This is a genomic window from Domibacillus antri (assembly GCF_001936625.1).
Taxonomy (GTDB): Bacteria; Bacillota; Bacilli; order Bacillales; family Domibacillaceae; genus Domibacillus; species Domibacillus antri.
In genome coordinates, this window is the sequence record NZ_MSDU01000031.1 from 18448 (window position 1) to 38281 (window position 19834).

Annotated in this window: 17 protein-coding genes and 1 pseudogene; 14 read left to right on the forward strand and 4 right to left on the reverse strand. The window is 42.1% G+C overall.

Annotated elements, in window-relative coordinates; translation table 11 throughout:
- Positions 1–19: 19 nt before the first annotated feature.
- From BTO30_RS13020 to BTO30_RS13050, 7 genes and pseudogenes are all read left to right on the forward strand, one after another.
- Positions 20–1426, forward strand: a complete 1407-nt coding sequence (locus BTO30_RS13020) for an N-acetylmuramoyl-L-alanine amidase (RefSeq protein WP_245796458.1) — start codon at positions 20–22, stop codon at positions 1424–1426.
- Positions 1427–1550: 124 nt separating this feature from the next.
- Entirely contained in the window at positions 1551–2258 is a 708-nt protein-coding gene (locus BTO30_RS13025; protein WP_075399154.1) for an MBL fold metallo-hydrolase, read from the forward strand.
- Positions 2258–2836, forward strand: coding sequence for a TetR/AcrR family transcriptional regulator (locus BTO30_RS13030; RefSeq protein ID WP_075399155.1), 579 nt, complete (start codon positions 2258–2260; stop codon positions 2834–2836). Before BTO30_RS13025 ends, BTO30_RS13030 begins: the two co-directional genes overlap by 1 nt.
- Before the next feature lie 120 nt (positions 2837–2956).
- A complete protein-coding gene (locus tag BTO30_RS13035; protein ID WP_075399156.1) occupies positions 2957–5092 on the forward strand; it encodes a type IA DNA topoisomerase in 2136 nt (711 codons plus the stop codon).
- 88 nt (positions 5093–5180) lie between these two features.
- A pseudogene (locus tag BTO30_RS17950) lies at positions 5181–5555 on the forward strand (TAXI family TRAP transporter solute-binding subunit); the annotation flags it as partial.
- A gap of 84 nt (positions 5556–5639) precedes the next feature.
- Positions 5640–6050, forward strand: coding sequence for a FadR/GntR family transcriptional regulator (locus BTO30_RS17955; protein WP_342743414.1), 411 nt, complete (start codon positions 5640–5642; stop codon positions 6048–6050).
- 190 nt (positions 6051–6240) lie between these two features.
- Positions 6241–7437: a class I SAM-dependent rRNA methyltransferase gene (locus BTO30_RS13050; RefSeq protein ID WP_075399157.1), complete on the forward strand. Its 1197-nt coding sequence runs from the start codon at positions 6241–6243 to the stop codon at positions 7435–7437.
- Positions 7438–7583: 146 nt separating this feature from the next.
- Here the strand turns inward: BTO30_RS13050 and BTO30_RS13055 are convergent, their stop codons facing one another.
- On the reverse strand, positions 7584–7814 hold the full coding sequence (locus BTO30_RS13055) for an AbrB/MazE/SpoVT family DNA-binding domain-containing protein (protein WP_075399158.1): 231 nt from the start codon (positions 7812–7814) through the stop codon (positions 7584–7586).
- A 166-nt stretch (positions 7815–7980) separates the two neighbouring features.
- Here BTO30_RS13055 and BTO30_RS13060 point away from each other — a divergent pair, with 166 nt between their 5' ends.
- Both BTO30_RS13060 and BTO30_RS13065 read left to right on the forward strand, forming a co-directional pair.
- The gene (locus BTO30_RS13060; RefSeq protein WP_075399159.1) at positions 7981–8703 is read left to right on the forward strand and encodes a glycerophosphodiester phosphodiesterase; all 723 of its coding nucleotides are present in this window, start codon (positions 7981–7983) and stop codon (positions 8701–8703) included.
- Positions 8704–8797: 94 nt separating this feature from the next.
- Entirely contained in the window at positions 8798–9163 is a 366-nt protein-coding gene (locus BTO30_RS13065) for a hypothetical protein (RefSeq protein ID WP_075399160.1), read from the forward strand.
- A 183-nt stretch (positions 9164–9346) separates the two neighbouring features.
- Here BTO30_RS13065 and katA read toward each other — a convergent pair whose 3' ends face one another.
- A complete protein-coding gene (gene katA, locus BTO30_RS13070) occupies positions 9347–10804 on the reverse strand; it encodes a catalase KatA (protein WP_245796462.1) in 1458 nt (485 codons plus the stop codon).
- A gap of 365 nt (positions 10805–11169) precedes the next feature.
- Positions 11170–12465, reverse strand: a complete 1296-nt coding sequence (locus tag BTO30_RS13075) for an SLC13 family permease (protein WP_075399162.1) — start codon at positions 12463–12465, stop codon at positions 11170–11172.
- 497 nt (positions 12466–12962) lie between these two features.
- On the opposite strand from BTO30_RS13075, the gene BTO30_RS13080 reads away from it, so the two are divergent.
- The 5 genes from BTO30_RS13080 (at position 12963) to BTO30_RS13100 (ending at position 18939) form a co-directional block, all read left to right on the forward strand.
- Complete coding sequence (locus BTO30_RS13080; protein ID WP_075399163.1) at positions 12963–14945, forward strand: TRAP transporter permease; 1983 nt, start codon at positions 12963–12965, stop codon at positions 14943–14945.
- 46 nt (positions 14946–14991) lie between these two features.
- The gene (locus BTO30_RS13085) at positions 14992–16005 is read left to right on the forward strand and encodes a TAXI family TRAP transporter solute-binding subunit (protein ID WP_075399164.1); all 1014 of its coding nucleotides are present in this window, start codon (positions 14992–14994) and stop codon (positions 16003–16005) included.
- A 121-nt stretch (positions 16006–16126) separates the two neighbouring features.
- Entirely contained in the window at positions 16127–17065 is a 939-nt protein-coding gene (locus tag BTO30_RS13090; protein WP_075399165.1) for a DMT family transporter, read from the forward strand.
- Positions 17066–17106: 41 nt separating this feature from the next.
- Positions 17107–18048, forward strand: a complete 942-nt coding sequence (locus BTO30_RS13095) for a DMT family transporter (RefSeq protein WP_075399166.1) — start codon at positions 17107–17109, stop codon at positions 18046–18048.
- 108 nt (positions 18049–18156) lie between these two features.
- The gene (locus BTO30_RS13100) at positions 18157–18939 is read left to right on the forward strand and encodes an IclR family transcriptional regulator (protein WP_075399167.1); all 783 of its coding nucleotides are present in this window, start codon (positions 18157–18159) and stop codon (positions 18937–18939) included.
- 73 nt (positions 18940–19012) lie between these two features.
- On the opposite strand, the gene BTO30_RS13105 is transcribed toward BTO30_RS13100, so the two are convergent.
- Positions 19013–19825 carry a DODA-type extradiol aromatic ring-opening family dioxygenase gene (locus tag BTO30_RS13105; RefSeq protein ID WP_075399168.1) on the reverse strand — a complete coding sequence of 271 codons (813 nt, stop codon included), beginning with the start codon at positions 19823–19825 and terminating at the stop codon, positions 19013–19015.
- Positions 19826–19834 lie beyond the last annotated feature (9 nt).

The window sequence follows — 19834 nt, forward strand, 5'->3', positions numbered from 1 at the left end:
CCCGGATGGAGGCGGAAGTGTGAAAAGAATTTCGATAGTTGTGCTGGCATTTGTCATGATTGTGTCCCTGTTTGGAATGAATAGACAGGTGCAGGCGGCTGGTTTCGTCGATGTGCCTGCCCGTGCATTAAATGAAGTAAATTATTTAGTAGAAGGCAAAATTGTTAATGGTTCTTCACCGACGACATTTACTCCGGATAAAGTGATTACAAAAGCAGAAGCAGCTGTTTTTATTGGACGTGCCCTCCAGCTTAATGGTACACAGCGGGCAACAGGCTTCCCGGATGTTGGTATGAGCAACTTTGCATCGGGTTACATTCAATCGGCCGTAGATAAAGGAATTGTATCAGGCGATAAAGCGGGCAATTTTCTTCCTTATAAAGAAGTAACACGGGGGGAAATGGCCGTCATGCTGGCGAACGCGTTCGGCTATTCATATAACAACACCGTATCAGGTGCTGAAAAAGCATTGATGACACTTGGAATTGCGAGCGGTCTTTCAAATGGGACATTCGGAACGGACCTTCCTATTAAACGGGCTGATTTCGCCGTATTTATGGCGCGGGCGATCAACCCGGCATTTCGTTTAAAAACATCGGTCAATTTTACAAAACCATTATGGTCAACGACCGGAAATCTTAACATTCGCACGGGTCCGTCAACGGAGTATTCATCGGTAGGAACGATTGCAGCCAATACACAAGTGACCGGCGCCCATTCCGTCGGCGGGTGGACGTATGTGAAGATGGGCAGCAAGACGGGCTTTATCAGCAATTATTATTTACGCAGTGCTTCTTCAGACGGTGCAGCGAAGCCACCCGCAACAGATAGCAGTGACTCAAAACTTTCCAGCCAAACAATCATTCTTGACCCCGGTCATGGCGGCAAAGATTCGGGAGCAGTAGGAAATAACTTGAGAGAAAAAGATGTCGTGCTAAAGGCGGGGCTTCAAGTGAACAATCTGTTGAAAAAAACGCCGTTTAATGTGAAAATGACACGTTCTACGGATACATTTATCGAGTTGAAAGACCGTTCTGCTTTTGCGAAAGACAATGGCGGTGACATTTTCGTCAGCATTCATGCCAATTCTGCATCATCAGCCGCTGCAACCGGTACAGAAACATATTATTATGCAGCAGCTAATCCGCATGCGGCAGACAGCAAACTGCTCTCGTCGAAAATTCAAGCGCGTATGCTGGACGCATGGAACTTGAGAGATCGCGGCGTGAAGCCGGGGAACTTCTCGGTTCTTCGCGAAAATAACATGCCTGCAGCGCTTGTGGAGATGGGCTTCATTTCAAATGCCGGAGATGCGTCCAAAATGGCTTCAGATTACTGGATGAATATCATGTCAATTGCGATTTACAATGGGATACTCGACTACTATAAAGCGAAAGGCTATAACGTCAATTCGCTTTACAAATAAATCAATTGCATAAAAAACGTCTCCTTGGGCAATCGAATAGACGGATGGAGACGTTTTTTTTTGTTGTGAAAACTAATATAATTAGTTATTATATTAAGTAAATTAGTTAAAGGGGCGATCAAGGATGCGTATTGAAAAAATAGGTTCGATTTATCAGCTGTCTTTTATGCCGCGGTTTTTTCCTGTGAATTGTTACATTGTTGAAGAAGAAACTTCTCTGACACTTGTGGATGCGGCGCTGCCTTACAGTGTAAAAGGAATTATGAGTATGATGAAAAAACTAGAAAAACCAATTGAACATATTGTGCTGACCCATGCACATAAAGATCACATCGGCGCGGTCGATCGGCTGAAAAGCTTTTTGCCGGATGTGCCGGTTTTAATATCTTCACGTGATGCAAGACTGCTGGACGGAAACGTGACCATTGATCCAGGTGAAGCGCAAAGTCCGATAAAAGGCGGAATACCGAAAAAGATGAAAACAAGACCGGATGTGTTATTTGAAGAAGGAGATCAGATTGGATCGCTTGTAGCAATTTTTACACCGGGTCACACACCGGGTTCGATGTCATTTCTCGACATGCGAAACAAAAGTATCATTGCGGGTGATGCGTTTCAGACGAGAGGCGGGATTGCTGTAAGCGGTACAGTAAAGGCGTTGTTTCCATTTCCGGCGCTCGCGACATGGGATAAGCAAACTGCGATTGACAGTGCGAAAAAACTGCGTACATTCAATCCGTCTTTACTTGCGGTCGGGCATGGAAATATGCTGGAACAGCCGGCAAGCGCAATAGAGCGGGCGATCAGAGAAGCAGAAGGGGGAAGAACGTAATGTCACCGAGAGCGGGGATAGATGCATCGTCTGTTTTGCAAAAAGCAGCCGAAATGATTGACAGGGACGGATATGATGCGTTAACGATCGGTCAACTGGCGAAAGAGCTGTCGATAAAGCCGCCATCGATTTATAATCACGTCGGTAGTTTGACAGAATTAAAACAGGCGCTTGCTTTGTATGGATCGGCCAAATTGTATGAACAGATGATGGATGCGGCGGTCGGTCTTTCCGGCGATAAGGCCGTGTACGCGCTTGGAAATGCCTATGTTGAATTTGCGCGAAAACAGCCGGGTTTATATGAAGCAGCTTTCCGTGCGCCGGATCTTGACGCCCCTGACTTAAAAGAAACGCAGGGAAAAGTGGTGCGGCTCGTTGTGAAAGTGATGACCGTCTATAATCTCGATGAGGAAACAACACTTCATATGGTACGGGGGCTGCGCAGTATGCTGCACGGTTTTACATCGATTGAACAGTCGGGCGGCTTCGGTTTGCCGCTTCATCTCAATGAAAGTTTTCATGTGATGATGGAAACATTTCTTGCGGGACTCCATGTGAAAAGCGCCACGATGCGTTAATCCGGACTTTTTTTCGAAAGGGTGATCCTTCAGTTGGATAAAAGAATCTTTTCAAAACACACGTGATTGATTATAATAAAAAATCGAACGTGTGTTTTATTTGGGCGGGGAGGGAGATAAATGCAGGCGATTGTTGCGGAAAAAGCATTGCAGGCTCAGGCATTGGCAGCGCCATTTCGTCACGTAAAGAAGCGTACGCATATAGAAATAGCGCCGTGTGAAACATTCCGAAACGGAGCCCTTCTTACGTGGTGCAGCGGACATTTATTTGAAATTGCTCCGCCGCATGAAATGAATCCTCTGCTTAAAAAGTGGCAGCTTGAGACACTGCCTATGATTCCGGAATCATTTAAATATAAAGTCATTCCATCAAAAGCGAGCCGCTTTAAAGCGGTGAAAGAAATACTCAGGAATCCGGATGTGACGGAAATTATTGCAGCGGGTGACCCGGCCCGCGAAGGCGAACTGATCGTGCAGCTCGTTGTCCGTATGTCAGGGGTGAAAAAACCGATGAAGCGGCTCTGGGTAAGCAGCCTGACACCAAAAGCCGTCGAACAGGCCTTTTCAAACTTGCTTGATATTGAACAGACAAAGCCGCTTTATCACGAAGCGATGGCGCGAAGCTATGCCGACTGGCTGATCGGCATGAATGCGAGCCGCGTTTATACCCTTCTCATTCAGTCAAAAGGGGTGGAGCGGTCAGTTTATTCAGTCGGCCGCGTGCAGACGCCAACGCTTGCGCTCGTTGTGAAACGTGAGCGGGAAATTTTACAATTTGTCTCTAAGCCGTTTTATGAAGTGATCGCCCGGTTTAATATGGATGGAGCCACATACGAAGGAAAGTATACGATGGAAAGCGGCACACACTTTGAAAAAAAAGAGGAGGCTATGGCCATTCAAGAACAGTGCCTCGGAAAAACAGCGGTCGTTCAGAAAGTGAAAACCGAGAATAAAAGTGTTCCGCCCCCTGCGCTGCATAGCTTATCGACATTGCAGGCATTGGCGAACAAGCGGTTTAAGTTTTCGCCGAAAAAAACATTGGAACTGACGCAGTCACTCTATGAAAAATCATTTGTGACGTATCCAAGGACCGACAGCAATCATGTGACGGCTGATGAAGCGGCAGCATTTCCAGATATTTTAATGAAGTTATCAGCACTTGCACCTTATAAGACACTGGCTGCCCAAACGACGCGGAACATTATGTCGGACAAGCGATACGTGAATGAGAAATTAGTCAGTGATCATTACGCGATCATTCCGACTGAAAAGGTGCCATCTTTGCAATCACTAAGCGGAGATGAACAGAAAATCTATGATATAATCGCCCGCTCGCTGATTGCCGCTCACTATGATCCTGCCGTTTTTGCTCATTCGAGTATCCAGACGAACATTGAATCACATGTGTTCATGATGAACGGGAAACAGCTCCTTTTCCAGGGCTGGCGTCCGGTGTTGTTTGAATCTGAGAAAGAGGATGTGCTGCTTCCTTCTGTGATAGAAGGGCAGCAAGGTGCGGCGGAAGATGTGAAGGTGACAAAAGGGCAGACAATGCCTCCTAAACGGTATACGGAGGGTGAATTGATCACGGCAATGAAAAATGTCGGCCAGTCTCTTGACGATAAGGAACTCGTTCAAGTATTGAAGTCTGTCTCAGGGCTTGGCGAAGAGAGTACACGTTCAAACATTATTGAACGGCTGAAACAGCTTCAATATATGGAGGTTGAGCAGCATCGCGTGGCACCTACGCAAAAGGCATTTATTTTAATGGATGCGGTCGAGAATACGCTGCTCGCATCGCCGGAGCTGACAGGCCGATGGGAGCAGCGTTTAAAAGAAATCGGCAAAGGTGAAGCGCCGGCAAATGTATTTATTGACCAGTCGAAAAGACTGGCGGAGAAAATGGTTCAGGATGCGATCAATCATTCGGCTTCGTGGCAGTTTGAATCATATGCGAAGCAGAGGACCGAAGAAAAATCGCTTGGGTTCTGTCCAAAGTGCGGCGGCTCCGTTGTTGATAAAGGGACGTTTTACGGCTGTGGATCGTACATGATAAACAAGTGCAGTTTTAGGCTAAGTAAAAAAATGCTTGGGAAGACAATCAGTGCGGCAAATGTAAAAAAGCTGCTTGAAGGCGGAAAAACAAACTTTATAAAAGGATTTAAAGGGAAGCGTTCTTTTGACGCGTACATTGTTTGGAAAGAGAAAAAAGAAGGCACGATACAGTTTGAATTTCAAAACAAAAAATCAACGTAAATCAAGAAAAAGAGGCTTTTGCATGAAAATGCAAAAACCTCTTTTAAAAGATGAAAACATTCGAGCGAGCGGCTAGTCATCTGCCAGTTCAATTGAAAATATTGATCTTCTTAGAAAAGGAGAGGCACAGCTTGCCATTTTACAAGGATTAATTGCGGTTGATGCTTATACGGGAAAAGGAAGTTTTGAAGGTAATCAATATGAAGGTCTGCGTACAATTTCGATGTTATGGCCGAACGTGGAACATTTTGTCTTAATGGATAAGGATATTAAAACAGGCACTATTTCAGATATTGAAGAAACCCGTTTTTCAGTAGGACCGCAAGCAAGCGGAACCGAGCAGTCCACTGTGGTCATGATGGAAGGTATTGGTTTGACAAAGAAAAACATCGGTCCTGAATATTTAGGATATGATGATACCATTTCTTCCATGAGGGACGGCCGATTGGACGGCGGCAGTTTTGTCAAAGATGTCATTCTGGCGACTAAGTTGGAGCCGGTTACATTTGAAATGATTGAAATTGAACAAGTATATGAATTGCTGGAAATGCGCTCCATCATTGAAACAGAAGCGGCTTTCTTAGCCGCCTCCCGCCGGAGTGAAGAGGAACTGGAAAATATCCACAAAGCATTGAAGCAATTTGAAAACACTGTAACGGACGAAAAGGTAATTGGCTATGAAGCGGATTACAATTTTCATCATCAAATTGTAAGGACCTCTGATAATCGTTTTCTTATCGGTGTGATGGAAAATTTATCAGATTTGTATCACGGCGCTTTAGTTTACTCCTTGACCAAAAATATTGGGCTGCCTGAAAAACGGGAACAGGTGTATAAAGAGCATTTTCTGATTTACGAAGCAATTCAAAATAAAGATTCAGAAGCGGCGGCCCAATATATGAAGCAGCATATTTCAAATGCGAGACGTAAGCTTGGTGATACGAGGTTAAATCAATAGGAAAATAATGAAAAACATTTAGTTGCAAATGGAAAGGGACATTGCCTGAAATGGCGGATGTCTCTTTTTTGGGGGGGGGGGGGAAAATCCCCCCCCCCCCCAAAGATGCGTTGCGCTTTTTATAGTCAGAATAGATGCCTTTTTTGTATCGATTTTGATAAGATAAAGAAAAAAAGCTTTCGGGGGCAAAATGAAAACAATCGTAAATGTGAAAGTGAGTAAAAAGGCAGCGGCGAAGTTGAAAAAAGGATACCCGCTTATTGAAAAAGAAGCGGTGGACAATAAGAAAGTACTCAAAGAAGAAGGAGCGATTGTCCGTGTCCTCGATGATAAGAAAAATTACATCGGTACGGGCTATTATGGCATACAGAATAAAGGAGTAGGGTGGATTGTTACCCGTGAACCGGAAGAGTATATAGACACCGCTTTTTTTGCAAAAAGATTGAAAACGGCGCTGCATCACCGCCAGCATTTATTTGACGATCCTGATACAACAGCGTTTCGCGTTTTTAACGGGGAAGGTGACGGTATCGGAGGGCTGATTGTGGATTATTATGAAGGCTTTTACGTCATTCACTGGTACAGCCTTGGTATTTATTCGTTCCGCGATGAAATTCTGGCGGCGATGAATGAAACGTTCACGTATAAAGGCATTTACGAGAAAAAGCGCTTTGACCAAAAAGGGCAATACATCGAAGACGATGATTTTGTGGCAGGAGAACGCGGGGAGTTTCCGATTGTGGTAAAAGAAAACGGTGTGAAGTTTGCTGTCGACTTAAATGATGGGGCCATGACCGGCCTATTTCTTGATCAGCGGAACGTGCGAAAAGCGATTCGTGAACGGTACTCAAAAGGTGCTGATATGCTGAATATGTTTTCTTATACGGGTGCCTTTTCTGTATGTGCCGCTCTTGGCGGCGCGGAAAAGACGACGAGCGTCGACGTCGCCAACAGAAGCCGGACAAAGACAATTCAGCAGTTCGAAGTAAATGGAATCGACGCTTCTCAGCATGAACTTGTGGTCGATGATGTGTTTCAATACTTTAAATATGCAGCACGTAAAAAGCGGAAGTTTGACCTTGTTGTGGTCGATCCGCCCAGTTTTGCAAAAACGAAAAAACGGACGTTCAGTGCGGCGAAAGATTACACGAAGCTGATGAAAGAGACGATTGATTTGACAAAAAATAATGGTGTCATTGTCGCTTCTACGAACAGCAGCACATTTGATCTAAAAAAATTCACAAGCTTTATTAAAACCGCATGCAAGGAAAAGAATGTATCGTATTCGATTTTGGAGCAATACACACTGCCGGATGATTTTCGGTCAATAGATGAATTTCCGGAAGGTAATTACTTGAAAGTGCTATTTATTAAGATAAAAAAATAAGCTGGAATGCAAAAAGTGCCTGCTCGAAAATCGAGACAGGCACTTTGTTTAGTTCTGTCGAAATCATTTGTTCAATTTTGAGCTTGTTTCGGTACTTTCCATTTGAAAATTTTATTGAGCAGATGATAAATCTTTCCGGATTCTTTTTATTCCTTGCTGTCCAAATGAATTTTTGCCTTATGAATAAGCGATTTGAACGCTTCGTCAGTTAAAATATCCTGCAAATCATGAAGCTTCTGCAGGTTGGCTTTTGTCATAATAACCAGGCCATCCTCTTCAATAAACGCAAGCCGATCCCCCTCCTGGACATTTAACACGGTGCGTATATGTTTTGGAATGGTTATTTGTCCTTTTGAGGTCAACTTTGCTATTTCCATGGTCTATCCACCTTCCTTTCCTTACTTCCTTACATTTATAATAACAAATTCTTATCTATTTTTCAATTATTAAGTATATTATCTTTATGATTTAATAAAATAAAAAGGCTTTTTTCGATATGGTAAAATGTGATTGCATATAATCTTAAAAAGGGGAGGGGACGAAATGGGGCAGCATCCAATCATATTTGCTCACCGCGGTGCAAGTGGAACACATCCGGAGAATACGATGGCGGCGTTTAGAGCGGCGGAGAGACTCGGCGCTGATGGAATTGAGCTTGATGTGCAAATGACGAAAGATGGAGAGATTGTCATTATTCATGATGAAACGGTCAATCGAACGACAAACGGCAAAGGCTTTATTGAGCAGATGACGTATGATGAAATGGCCTCCCTTGATGCGGGGAGCTGGTTTGGTCCAGCGTTTAAAGGCGAAAAGATTCCGACACTGGCCGAATTTTTCACATGGGCATCAGGGAACGAGCTGCAAATAAATATTGAACTGAAAACGAATAAAATACCATACTACGGAATTGAACAAAAAGTATTGGAACTTGTTAACAAATATGAGATGAGAGGAAGGGTGATCATTTCCTCCTTTAATCCGGACAGTGTTCGGCGTGTAATAGAGCTGGATCCATATATAGCCGTCGCGGGACTTGTATGGCGTATTCCGCGCGATACTCTATTCATCGCAAAAAAACTTGGCCTGTCTGCACTGCATACGCAAGTTTCGTTTGCGCTCAGTGAATACGGGAAACAGGCGGTTGAAAGCGGCATTCTGCTGCGTCTTTATACGATTAATGATGTGAGAGAGTGGCATCGTGTAAAAGAGAGAGGTATTCCGATTGAAGCAATCATTACCGATTTTCCGGAACGTTTTTCATAAACCCCTTTCCGATTCATTACCTTTGAACTATAATTAAGGTACTATGACGGACGTGATATTTACTTGATAATTATGGTAAGGAGAGATGGATTGGATGGAATTTGAAGAACTAGTTCAAAAGATTAACAAGCACGTTGAGGAATTAGATTATTTTTCGGCGAGAAAATACATTGAGCAAAATATTAACGAACTGCAGAAGAAAAAACATTTATTAAACAGCAATGCGAGAGAAATTTTGCTGTTTTTAGTTGAGCAATTAAATTCAGGGAATGTTTCGCTTAAAAGACAAGAAATCTCCACTATCAATGCTATTAATGAGTATGCCTATAAGTTTGATTTAAGAGGCATTAAGATGATCATTAAAAATCAGGCGGCGTTATTTATGCGTGAAGATATCTCCGTTTACTTAAATAAAGATGCGAAGGAAATTCTCACCGGCATGGGTGTGTTAAAAAAATGATTATTTTTTTGACTTCACAAAGGTCGTCAGTTTGATCCCGCAGGCACAAATGGTGCTGTGCTTCAGTTTTTTGAGTGTTGTCTGACAGACAGGACAAATATTTTTATTATTCATAATGTAGGCTCCTTTTTATTATGAGGTAAAAGAGGTATCCGGCTGCGGCCGGATACCTCTTTATTTATGTTAGTTTTGAACTGGTACAGAAAGACCTAAACCTTCTGCAACATGTGTTCCGTATTCCGGATCTGCTTTGTAGAAGTGACCGATTTGACGGAGCTTAATATCTTCTCTTTCAACTGGCTTCATTGCACCGACGATATTATTCACAAGGCGGGTACGCTCGTCTTCTGACAACAAACGGTACAAGTCGCCCGCTTGCGTGTAATGATCATCGTGGCTGTAAGAATGTTCGCCGGCTTGTCCGGAGACTTCATATGGTGTTACCTTGTTTTCTGGTGTTTCTTTCGGGCCGTCAAAGCTGTTCGGCTCGTAATATACGGACCCCCCGCCGTTGCCGTCAAAGCGCATTTGTCCATCGCGTTGATAGTTGTTTACTTCCACTTTCGGACGGTTGATTGGCAAGTGTTGATGGTTCGCACCGACACGGTAACGGGCTGCATCAGAGTAGGCGAACAAACGGCCTTGAAGCATTTTGTCCGGTGATGGCTCAATGCCCGGTACGAGTGTGCCAGGTGAGAATGTTGCCTGCTCTACTTCCGCGAAATAGTTTTCAGGATTGCGGTCAAGCACCATACGGCCAACTTCGATTAATGGATAATCTTTTTGTGACCAAACTTTTGTCACATCGAACGGATCCCATTTATAGGTGTCCGCATCTTCAAGCGGCATAATTTGGACGCACAATTTCCACGCAGGGAAGTCGCCATTCTCAATTGCGTTGAATAAATCTTCTGTATGATAATCCGGGTTCTCACCGGCAAGTTTTGCTGCTAAATTCACATCGAGGTTTTTAATCCCTTGCTCTGTTTTAAAGTGATATTTCACCCAGACACCTTCGCCTTTTTCATTTACCCATTTAAATGTGTGGCTGCCGAATCCATGCTGGTGGCGAAGTGTGGCCGGAATACCGCGGTCGGACATCAAAATGGTTACTTGATGAAGTGATTCAGGTGACAATGACCAGAAATCCCATACCGCTGTCGGGTTTTTTAAATGTGTCTTAGGATCACGTTTTTGTGTATGAATGAAGTCAGGGAATTTAATCGCATCGCGGATAAAGAACACCGGTGTGTTATTTCCGACCAAATCATAGTTGCCCTCTTCTGTGTAAAACTTGACAGCGAACCCACGCGGATCCCTTACTGTATCAGATGATCCACTTTCACCTGCCACCGTTGAGAAACGAATGAACATTGGCGTGCGTTTTCCAACTTCAGATAAGAAATCCGCTTTTGTATATTTCGCAATCTCGCCGTTCGTTACTTCGAAGTAACCGTGTGCGCCCGCACCTTTCGCATGTACAACGCGCTCAGGTACACGTTCGCGGTTAAAGTGCGCCAGTTTTTCAAGTAAATGAACGTCTTGGATTAAAGTCGGGCCGCGCTGGCCTGCAGTTTGAGAGTTTTGGTTGTCGCCGACCGGGGCTCCCCAGCCAGTCGTCAAACGATTGTTTTTTTCGATCAAATCAATCACCTCATAAGTTAATATTTTTGCTGATAATGTAATGATAACACTTCTCATGCGAAAGTCAATATTTATTTATAATAATTATAAATAAATATATTTTCTAAAATAATATCAATAATAAAATCTGATTTCTTATCAAACTTTAAACATTCTCTTAAGGTGTATTGGGAATCATTAGCTACTGTAATCGTAAAGATATAATCACAGTAAGAAAAACTAATATGTTCAATTTTTATGCTGTCTGACTTCCCATTATAATTAAGAATTCAAAAAAGGTTAAATAGGATCACTGTTCAGGAATCCTATTTAACCTTTAATCATTTATACTCTGAGGACAAACTCAAAAGACACTGCTCGAATTACCACGGCATTCCAATAACAATAAACAGCAGCCACGCAAACCCGGGACCAAATAAGATGAAAACGCCGGTTGTGATCAAAAGCTGTCTGAAAAACACTCTTTCTTTTATACCTTGAACATTTGCCAGCAGCAATGCGCCGGCGGAAGAAAGAGGACTTAAATCAACGATACTGGAAGAGGCAGAAATCGCTGAAATAACATTGATGGATGAAAGACTTGGATCTTGCAAAAGTGGCGTTCCAATCGGAATAATGGATGCCAAAAATCCTGTCGTTGACGCGAAAGCGGATACAAATCCGCCTACATATGAAACGGTAAGAGTGGCTAATAATGGATTGTTCATATCCGCGATTAATCCGGTTACATAAGCCATAACGCCCATTTTCTCCATTACTCCGACGTATGTCACGATCCCCATCACAAGAAAAATGACGCCCCATGGCATGTCTTTTAAAACGCTTCCCTGTTTAGAAGGAGCTAATAAAGCAAGTACTAGCCCAACAATAATAGCGGCAAAACCAATGTTAACGTTAAATCCAAGAGATAAAACCCCTAAGACGACAATCGCTGCAAGACAGGCAATTTTATATAAATCCAATTTATGTTTTCTTTTTTCTGACGGGTCATTTCCATTTGATTGGATGAGCTCCGCAGAAGATGCGATAAAGCCAAGAGTAGCCGGTTGATTTTTTAGAAGACGATGTCCTCCAAACATGACATAGGCGATCATGGCAATTAATCCAAAATAGATAAAGCAATTCACTAAAAGTAAAGCAGGAGAGTGCTCTAAATCCCTGGCTTGCATCCCGCCGTTGACAATAATTCCGAACACATTTAATGGAGAAAAGGAACCCGCCTGCATGCCCATAATAATCATAATGCTCATCATGAGCGGACTGATGTTATGTTTATGGGCTATTTTTAGTGCAATTGGAGCCAGCAGTGATACAACAGCAATTCCATACGTTCCTACAGCAGCTAAAACTAAACTTAAAGTAAATATAAGCCATGGTACAAGCCCAAGATTCCCATTCACTAACCGCAATCCTCCGTCAGCAATTAAATCGACGACGCCGCTTTTTTGAATGATGGCAAATAAATAAGTAATCCCCGCAATAAAGATAAACAATTCTACAGGAAATGCGCCATAAATCTCATCAATGCTCAGCCCGCTTACAAACGTGCCGACTAGAAATGCTGCAACAAACCCTAAAACGCCAATGTTGATTGGCAAAGTAGCACCAACAACAAAAATAATCAGAAGTACTAAAATTGCAATAATTTCAATGCTCATGTATATCCTCCCCAATTAAGAAATTGAACTTTGATGCTGGACATTAAGCGCTTTCATATTTCATTTCATAAATTAAATAATTGCGTGATGAAATGAAATCTTTTTAGGTTTCTTTGAAAAGTAGATAGCGCTTTCAAACGTGAGAATGCTGCCAGGAATTTAGGTTATTTATAAATTAATGGATATTTGTCTTTTATACAACACCAACATTCTTATATATGCAACAAGTAAAAATCTTTAAAATTTTTTGATTAATAAGTCTACTTTTTTCTTATAAAAATAACATTCCACAAATCTATTAATCTTCCTTTATTCATCTATAAAAATATAAGAAGCGGACGATAGAGACTGTTAAAAAGAAAAACAGAAAAAATGAGAAAAAATATTTTTGTTGCTTATAGAAGAACCGAGGAGTTGTATAGTGAATTTTTTTGCTTTATCATGAATTTCGAATAGTTTAAAAATTCTATTTTTTGAAAAGGAGGAGAACTTAATCGATGAAATTTACGTCTATCTTGGGAGCTTTGTTTAGTACCGGTGCCATTCGAGAACCTGAAGGATTGATTAAGAAGTTAATCATTTCTCTCGTTATCGGGATTACCATTTTTCAATTTTATGTTGTATTGTTTTCATCCATGGATCCGTTTTTACACAATGCCATTTTCATTACCTTTATGTTAGCGATTACCTTTATCGTGTTTTCATTTAATGCAAGCCAAAAAAATAATAAAATTCCTTTTTACGATATAGCCATCTCGTTAACCTTATTAGGTATCGGTATTTTTATGATCGTTAACTCTGAGCGGTTCCTTACCCGCTGGCCTTTAGCGGATCCATTAAGTACAACGGAATTAATCGTAGGAACAATCTTATTATTAATTGTTTTTGAAGTGACAAGAAGAACATTGGGAGCCGGAATGCTTGTTATTGTAAGCGCTTTAATGGCTTATGCGTTTTTCGGCCATCTCATCTCCGGTCCTTTCGGTCATGAGCAGTATAACCTCATGCAAATTGTTGACCAAATGGCTTATACGGTAAATGGAGTATTTGGCTCCATTGCAACGGTAGCAGCAACGTATGTTTTCTTCTTTGTTTTATTCGGTAATTTATTTAATGCATCAGGCGGGGGAGACTTTTTTTACGCTTTGTCCAAAGCCGTGACAGGACGGGTGGCAGGCGGACCCGCAAAAGTAGCGGTCATTTCCAGCGGATTATACGGTTCCATTTCAGGAAGTCCTACAGCAGATGTCGCCACTACAGGCTCATTTACCATTCCTTCAATGAAAAAAGTAGGTTATTCCGGTACCTATGCCGGAGCGATTGAGGCAACGGCGGCTACCGGAGGCAGTATCCTTCCGCCGGTTATGGGATCAGCCGCATTTCTTATGGCGGAAATGACAGGCATTTCATATACTTCGATCGCCCTTGCCGCTTTAATTCCAGGGCTATTGTATTACTTAGCCATTTTTAGTCAGGTGCATTTTCAAGCTAAAAAATTAAAGATGGCTGGTTATGATGACGAAACGCTTCCTACTGTAAGAGGCGTTATGAAATCAATGGGTCAATTTATGATCCCGATTGTTGTGCTGATTGTTTTCCTTGAACAAGGTTTTACACCAGTTCTCGGCGCTATCGCTGCTTCCATTGCAACGATTATCGTCAGTTATTTTAAAAAGGAAACGAGATTAACGCCTCGAAAATTGTTTGATACGATGGTTGAAACAACAACGCGTATTTCTCCATTAGTAGCTGTCTGTGCCGCAGCGGGGGTAGTTGCCGGTATTATTCAAGTGACAGGTCTCGGTGGAAAGTTTTCGAGTCTCATTCATGCGGCCTCCGGAGGAAGCGTTTTCATGACGATGGTGGTGACGATGCTTGTTTGTATTATTTTTGGAATGGGCATGCCAACACCTGCCGCGTATATTTTAACAGCCGTTTTAGCAGCGCCTATTATGATTGAAGTCGGTATTGATGTCATGCAGGCACATATGTTTATTCTTTACTACGCTTGTTTATCAGCAATCACACCGCCAGTGGCCGTAGCGGCTTATGCGGCAGCAGCCATAGCGGATGCCAACCCGATGAAGATAGGATTTTTAGCCTGCCGCTTAGGACTGGTAGCCTTTATCATTCCATACATGTTTGTCTATGATCCTTCTTTATTACTGATCGGTTCCACTCTCAATATTGTGATAGCGGTCCTGACGGCAATCGTTGGTGTTATTTCGTTAGCTGCCGGCTTGGAAGGATGGTTCGGAAAAACACTTCATGGTTGGGAAAGAGCAATAGTGGCAGTATGCGGGATCCTCATGATTTATCCGGAATATATAAGCAGCATTATCGGCTTAATAGGGGTGTCTCTAATACTTGGGACAAAATTCCCTGCGCTTGTGAAGGATTTCAAAGAAGCCGGAAAAGCGAACACAGTAAGTGAAGTTGCCGTAGATGACACCACAGGCGGTCAGAAAATTTCGAGTTAAAAGTGATCACACGAAAAAATTAAATTTTAGAATAGGGGGAGTTAAGATGAAAAAAAGATTTCTAAAAAGCATGGTTGCGCTTATGTCTTCTGCAGTGATTTTGGCGGGCTGCAGCAGCAGCACGGAGGAAGGGACAGCTGAATCATCAAATGGCAGCGAAAATCTGAAAGTTACGATCGCGGGTGGATCTGCAGGCGGCTTGTGGAGTACAATCGGTGAAGGAATCGGAGAAACGATCAAACGTACACATGATGGAGCTACTTTTACGTATCAGCCTGGCCAAGATGGAGCTAATATTATAACTGTCGACTCCAAACAGGCGGACTTTGGCATTGTCAGCTCTGCCGCTGTAAAATGGGCATATGAAGGAGAAGCGCCTTATCCAAAAAAGGTTGATAAACTGCGCACTGTTGCTTTTCTGCATGCCATGCCGTATCACTTCATTGTGAGTGAAGCATCAGGTATAAATTCCATCGAGCAAATTACGGAAGAAAAAATCCCGTTTGACGCGGCTGTCAATACGAAAGATTCCCCGATGGAAATGTCCAACCGTATTGTATTTGAAAGCTATGGTACAAGCTACGAGGACATTGAAAAAAATGGCGGGAAAATTCAGTTCATCGCTCCAAGTAAATCAAATGACCAAATTAAAGACAAAAAATTGGATGGAACCATTTCTCCATTGCCAACGCCGGCCGGCAATCTTGTGGAATTGAGTACGAATACACCGATTAAACTTTTGCCTATTTCAGATAAAGCCGTGAAGGAAGCGGAAGAAAAGCTGGCGGCCAAACCATACACAATTAAAGCCGGCACTTACTCATTTGTTACAGAAGATATTCCTACTTTTACAATCGACACGGTTTTAGTGACGAGTACAGACGTTTCTGAGGAAGTTGTATATGAAGTCACGAAGTCGATGTACGAACAATTAGATTATTTATACTCTGTCCATCAATCATTTAAAGACATTACAAAAGAAACGATTACAGACGTCACAGGTGCCCCTTTGCATCCGGGAGCAGAAAAATTTTATAAAGAGATTGGGATTTTAGAATAATATCATCGAGACCTCCTTTTGTCTGAAGCCCTTCACATGCTGATCGGCTTCAGACAAGCTTTATAAATGTAATGACAGATCAGGGCGTTTTACATAGTTTCTTAACAGAAGGAGGGGAAGGATGAAAAAACTGCAAAATAATGCCTATATTCTATTGATTTTCAGTACTTTATTTTGGGGTGGAAATGCCGTAGCGGGAAAATATTTAGCAGGCTCAATTCCGCCAGTGACCATTTCATTTATCCGTTTGGCGATTTCTTTATTGATCGTATTGCCGTTTATCTTTCCTTTATTAAAAAGGGAAGCATCCGCAGCGCGAAAAAATGTAAAGGTATTATTCATTTTGTCGATTACAGGTGTAATCGGCTATAATTTATTAAGTTACTGGGCGCTGAATTACACCACTGCGATCAACAGCAGTTTGCTGAACAGCACAAGTCCGCTGTTCATCTTTTTATTATCGTACCTCTTGATCGGTGAAAAAATAACCTGGAAATATACATTATCTATTATTCTTTCTATGACAGGCGTTATGATTGTGATTACACGGGGTTCAATTGAACGGCTTCTTTCTCTCCAATTTAATGCGGGGGATCTGATTATGCTGCTTGCCGTCACGATGTGGGCTTTTTATTCTATCCTGGTAAGGGATGCATCAAAAAAAATGTCTTCTCTCGGCATTTTTGGCTATAGCCTTTTAATTGGTTTTATTTTAATGATTCCGGCTTCCATTATTGAATTATCCTTCGTTCCAATGGACAGGATTGGATTAACAGAATGGACTGCACTTTTTTATTTAGGTATTTTTCCTTCCATTTGTTCTTTCTTATTATGGAATCGTGCCGTTGCTTTAATCGGCCCATCAAGGTCATCTATTTTTATGAACTTAACACCTGTTTTTGGCGCGTTGATTGCCTTCTTTGTTTTGGGAGAAAGAATCACCGTTCCGCAAATCATTGGCGGTGCTTTGGTCTTCATCGGCGTTCTTTATTCATCTTTAAAGAGAAAGGAATTTACGCCGAAAAACATTATGGTTGAAAATCAGGTGAATTCGAAGTAATCCATTGTTTTATTAATATAGAAGAGAAAGGAGAATGAAAGATGGGAGAAATGCTGGCGCTGCTGTCAATGGTGTTGTTTTCTGCCAATATTATATTGACAAAAGTAGCAATTGCCCGATTGGATTTAAATCTGGGGTTTCTTATCTCAGTAGGTGTGAATGTTTTATTTGCTTTTTTTCTTTTTTTCATTCAAGTTCTCTTTTTTGAAGCGGGAGATTTAGCCTGGCATACGAAAGGCTTTTTTTTATTTTTGCTGGCCGGATTATTTGGCACCTATTTAGGAAGATGGTTTTTCTTTGAAACAATAGCGAAGCTGGGGCCAACAAGAGCCAGTGCCTTTCAGGTGACAAACCCGATATTCACAACGATCATTGCCTGGATATTCCTCAACGAGCAATTAAGTGCAGGAGACTTATCTTCTATTGTACTGATCCTTTTTGGCTTATTTCTGGTCTCATACATTCCACAGCGTTCGCTGAAAAAGGAAATAACACAACGAAATAAAATGTTACGCTTTCAAACCTTTCCCGACTTATCACTTAAAGGACTGGTTCAATCAGGTGTCCTTGTCGCGCTGCTTAGTTCGTTTTCTTATGCGATTGGCAATGTGATTAGAGGGGCCGCTATTATTAACTGGGACCAGCCTATTTTAGGAGGAGCACTCGGCGCGCTGCTTGGCTTTATACTGCATGCGGCTTCAAGCAAGAATAAACGTCATTTTTGGCGCCAGGTAAAAGCCGCTGACAGAAGCGGTGTATGGATGTACGTAATTAGTGGAATTATCACTATTTCCGCTCAAATTTCTGTTATTGCCTCTATGCGCTATATTCCTATTTCTGTCGCCAATCTTATTACACTGTCTACACCGATTCTCGTAACGCCGGTCAGTTATTTCCTTTTTAAAAACCAAGAGGGGATTACTTTTAAAACATTAATGGGAATCGCTTTCGTGTTGAGTGGATTAGTCATTATTGTCTTATAAAGCAGTTTCATAAGCAAATTACTGTATGCAGAATGCCGTTTCATGTAAAATGTTTTATATAGAGGACTATAGTTCTTTAATGAGCAACCAATGGAGGGGAGGGGCATTATGGGGAACGAAATCAATCAAAACTACCTGCTTTCTTCTGTGAAGAATGCACTTCTGATTATGCGCAGCTTTACGATTGATGAGCCCGAAAAAAAAGTAACCGATTTAGCTAATTCATTGAATTTAGGGAAAAGTACCGTCAGCCGTTTATTGTCTACGCTGGCCAGTGAAGGTTTTGTCGTAAAAAACCCTGAAACAAATAAATATCGCTTAGGCTTGACGATTTTGAATTTAAATACGATTGTGACCACCAATCTTGAAATTAATCGGGAATCACAGCCTATTTTGAAAGAACTGGTAAATGATATAGGGGAAACAGCACATGTTGCTGTTTTGGAAGAGAATGAAGTTGTTTATTTGTATAAAGTCGATTGTAAGCATCCGGTGCAAATTTTAACCCATATCGGGAAAAGGAATCCGGTTCATGCGACCAGTTCGGGGAAAGTTCTTTTAGCACATCAATCAGAGGATACGATTCGTAAGTACATAGAGAACGGTTTGTACGGCTACAAAGCCAATACTATTACGGACCCGGATAAGCTGCGGGATACGTTAAACCTCGTCAAAAAACAAGGATATGCGACCAGCTCGGAGGAACTTCTTGAAAGCGTCGCCTCTGTAGCAGCGCCAATACGTGATTATACAGGTAAAGTGGTATACTCCGTTTCCGTTACGGGACCTGTGCATCGTATGAATCCAAAAAACCCCGCGCTGATTAACAGAGTCATAAAAGCGGCAAAGGAAATTTCTGAAAACCTGGGCTGCTGGAATTATGACCGTTGAAGAATGAATTCATCAAGCACTAAAAAAACGTTACCGCCCTTCTAAAGAAGGAAGCGGTAACGTTTTTTATCTATTATATGGCTTGTTTTTGCTCGAAGGTAATCACAGCGTTCCAGCTTCCGGAAGACTGTCCGGCAGCTCCAATCGTCGCTTCATCGTTTTGATCGATCATGCCGAGCAGCATAGCCAGATGGCGTCCGCCTGATTCTACACCTGCAAGACGGGCATATTGCGGCAGCATATTGTAAGCAGAATCATAGTCTTTATTGGCAATGAACTGTAAAAATTCTTTATCCAATGCGTGTTCAGAGAAAGTTGGCTTATTTTCACGGCCTCTCACAAGGTTGTGGGAAAGAGCGCCGCTGGAAACAAATACGATGTTTTTCGGACTTTCATCCAATACCTTTTTAATCGTTTTGCCCCATTCATATGTTTCCTGTAAAGATGCAGCAAGCGTAACCGATAAATTAATGACCGGAATATCTTCATCCGGAACAAGATAGCGCAATGGAACAACACTTCCGTAGTCCCAAACATAGTATGGATCATTAACGGAAACCGCTTTAATGCCGCTTTGCTCTCCCGCTGCCACGAGTTGTGCGGCAAGATCCGCATCTCCCGGCCAGAAGTAAGGGACGTCTTTAATTAAATCAGGACATTCAAATGCAGTCAGCACTCCTTTATGCTCCGGTGTTGCATCCACGTAATGAAAGAAGGTAGACGGCCAATGACAGGAAACAAGCACGATGACGTCGGGTTTCAGCGATTTGATTTTATTCGCTGTTTTTTTCATGTCCTCCACCATTTCCTGCTGGAAGCTTGGTGCATTTTCTTCATGACAGATGCTTGGCACATGTGGTGCCAGCATGCTAAATAAAATCGGCATTTTTATCCC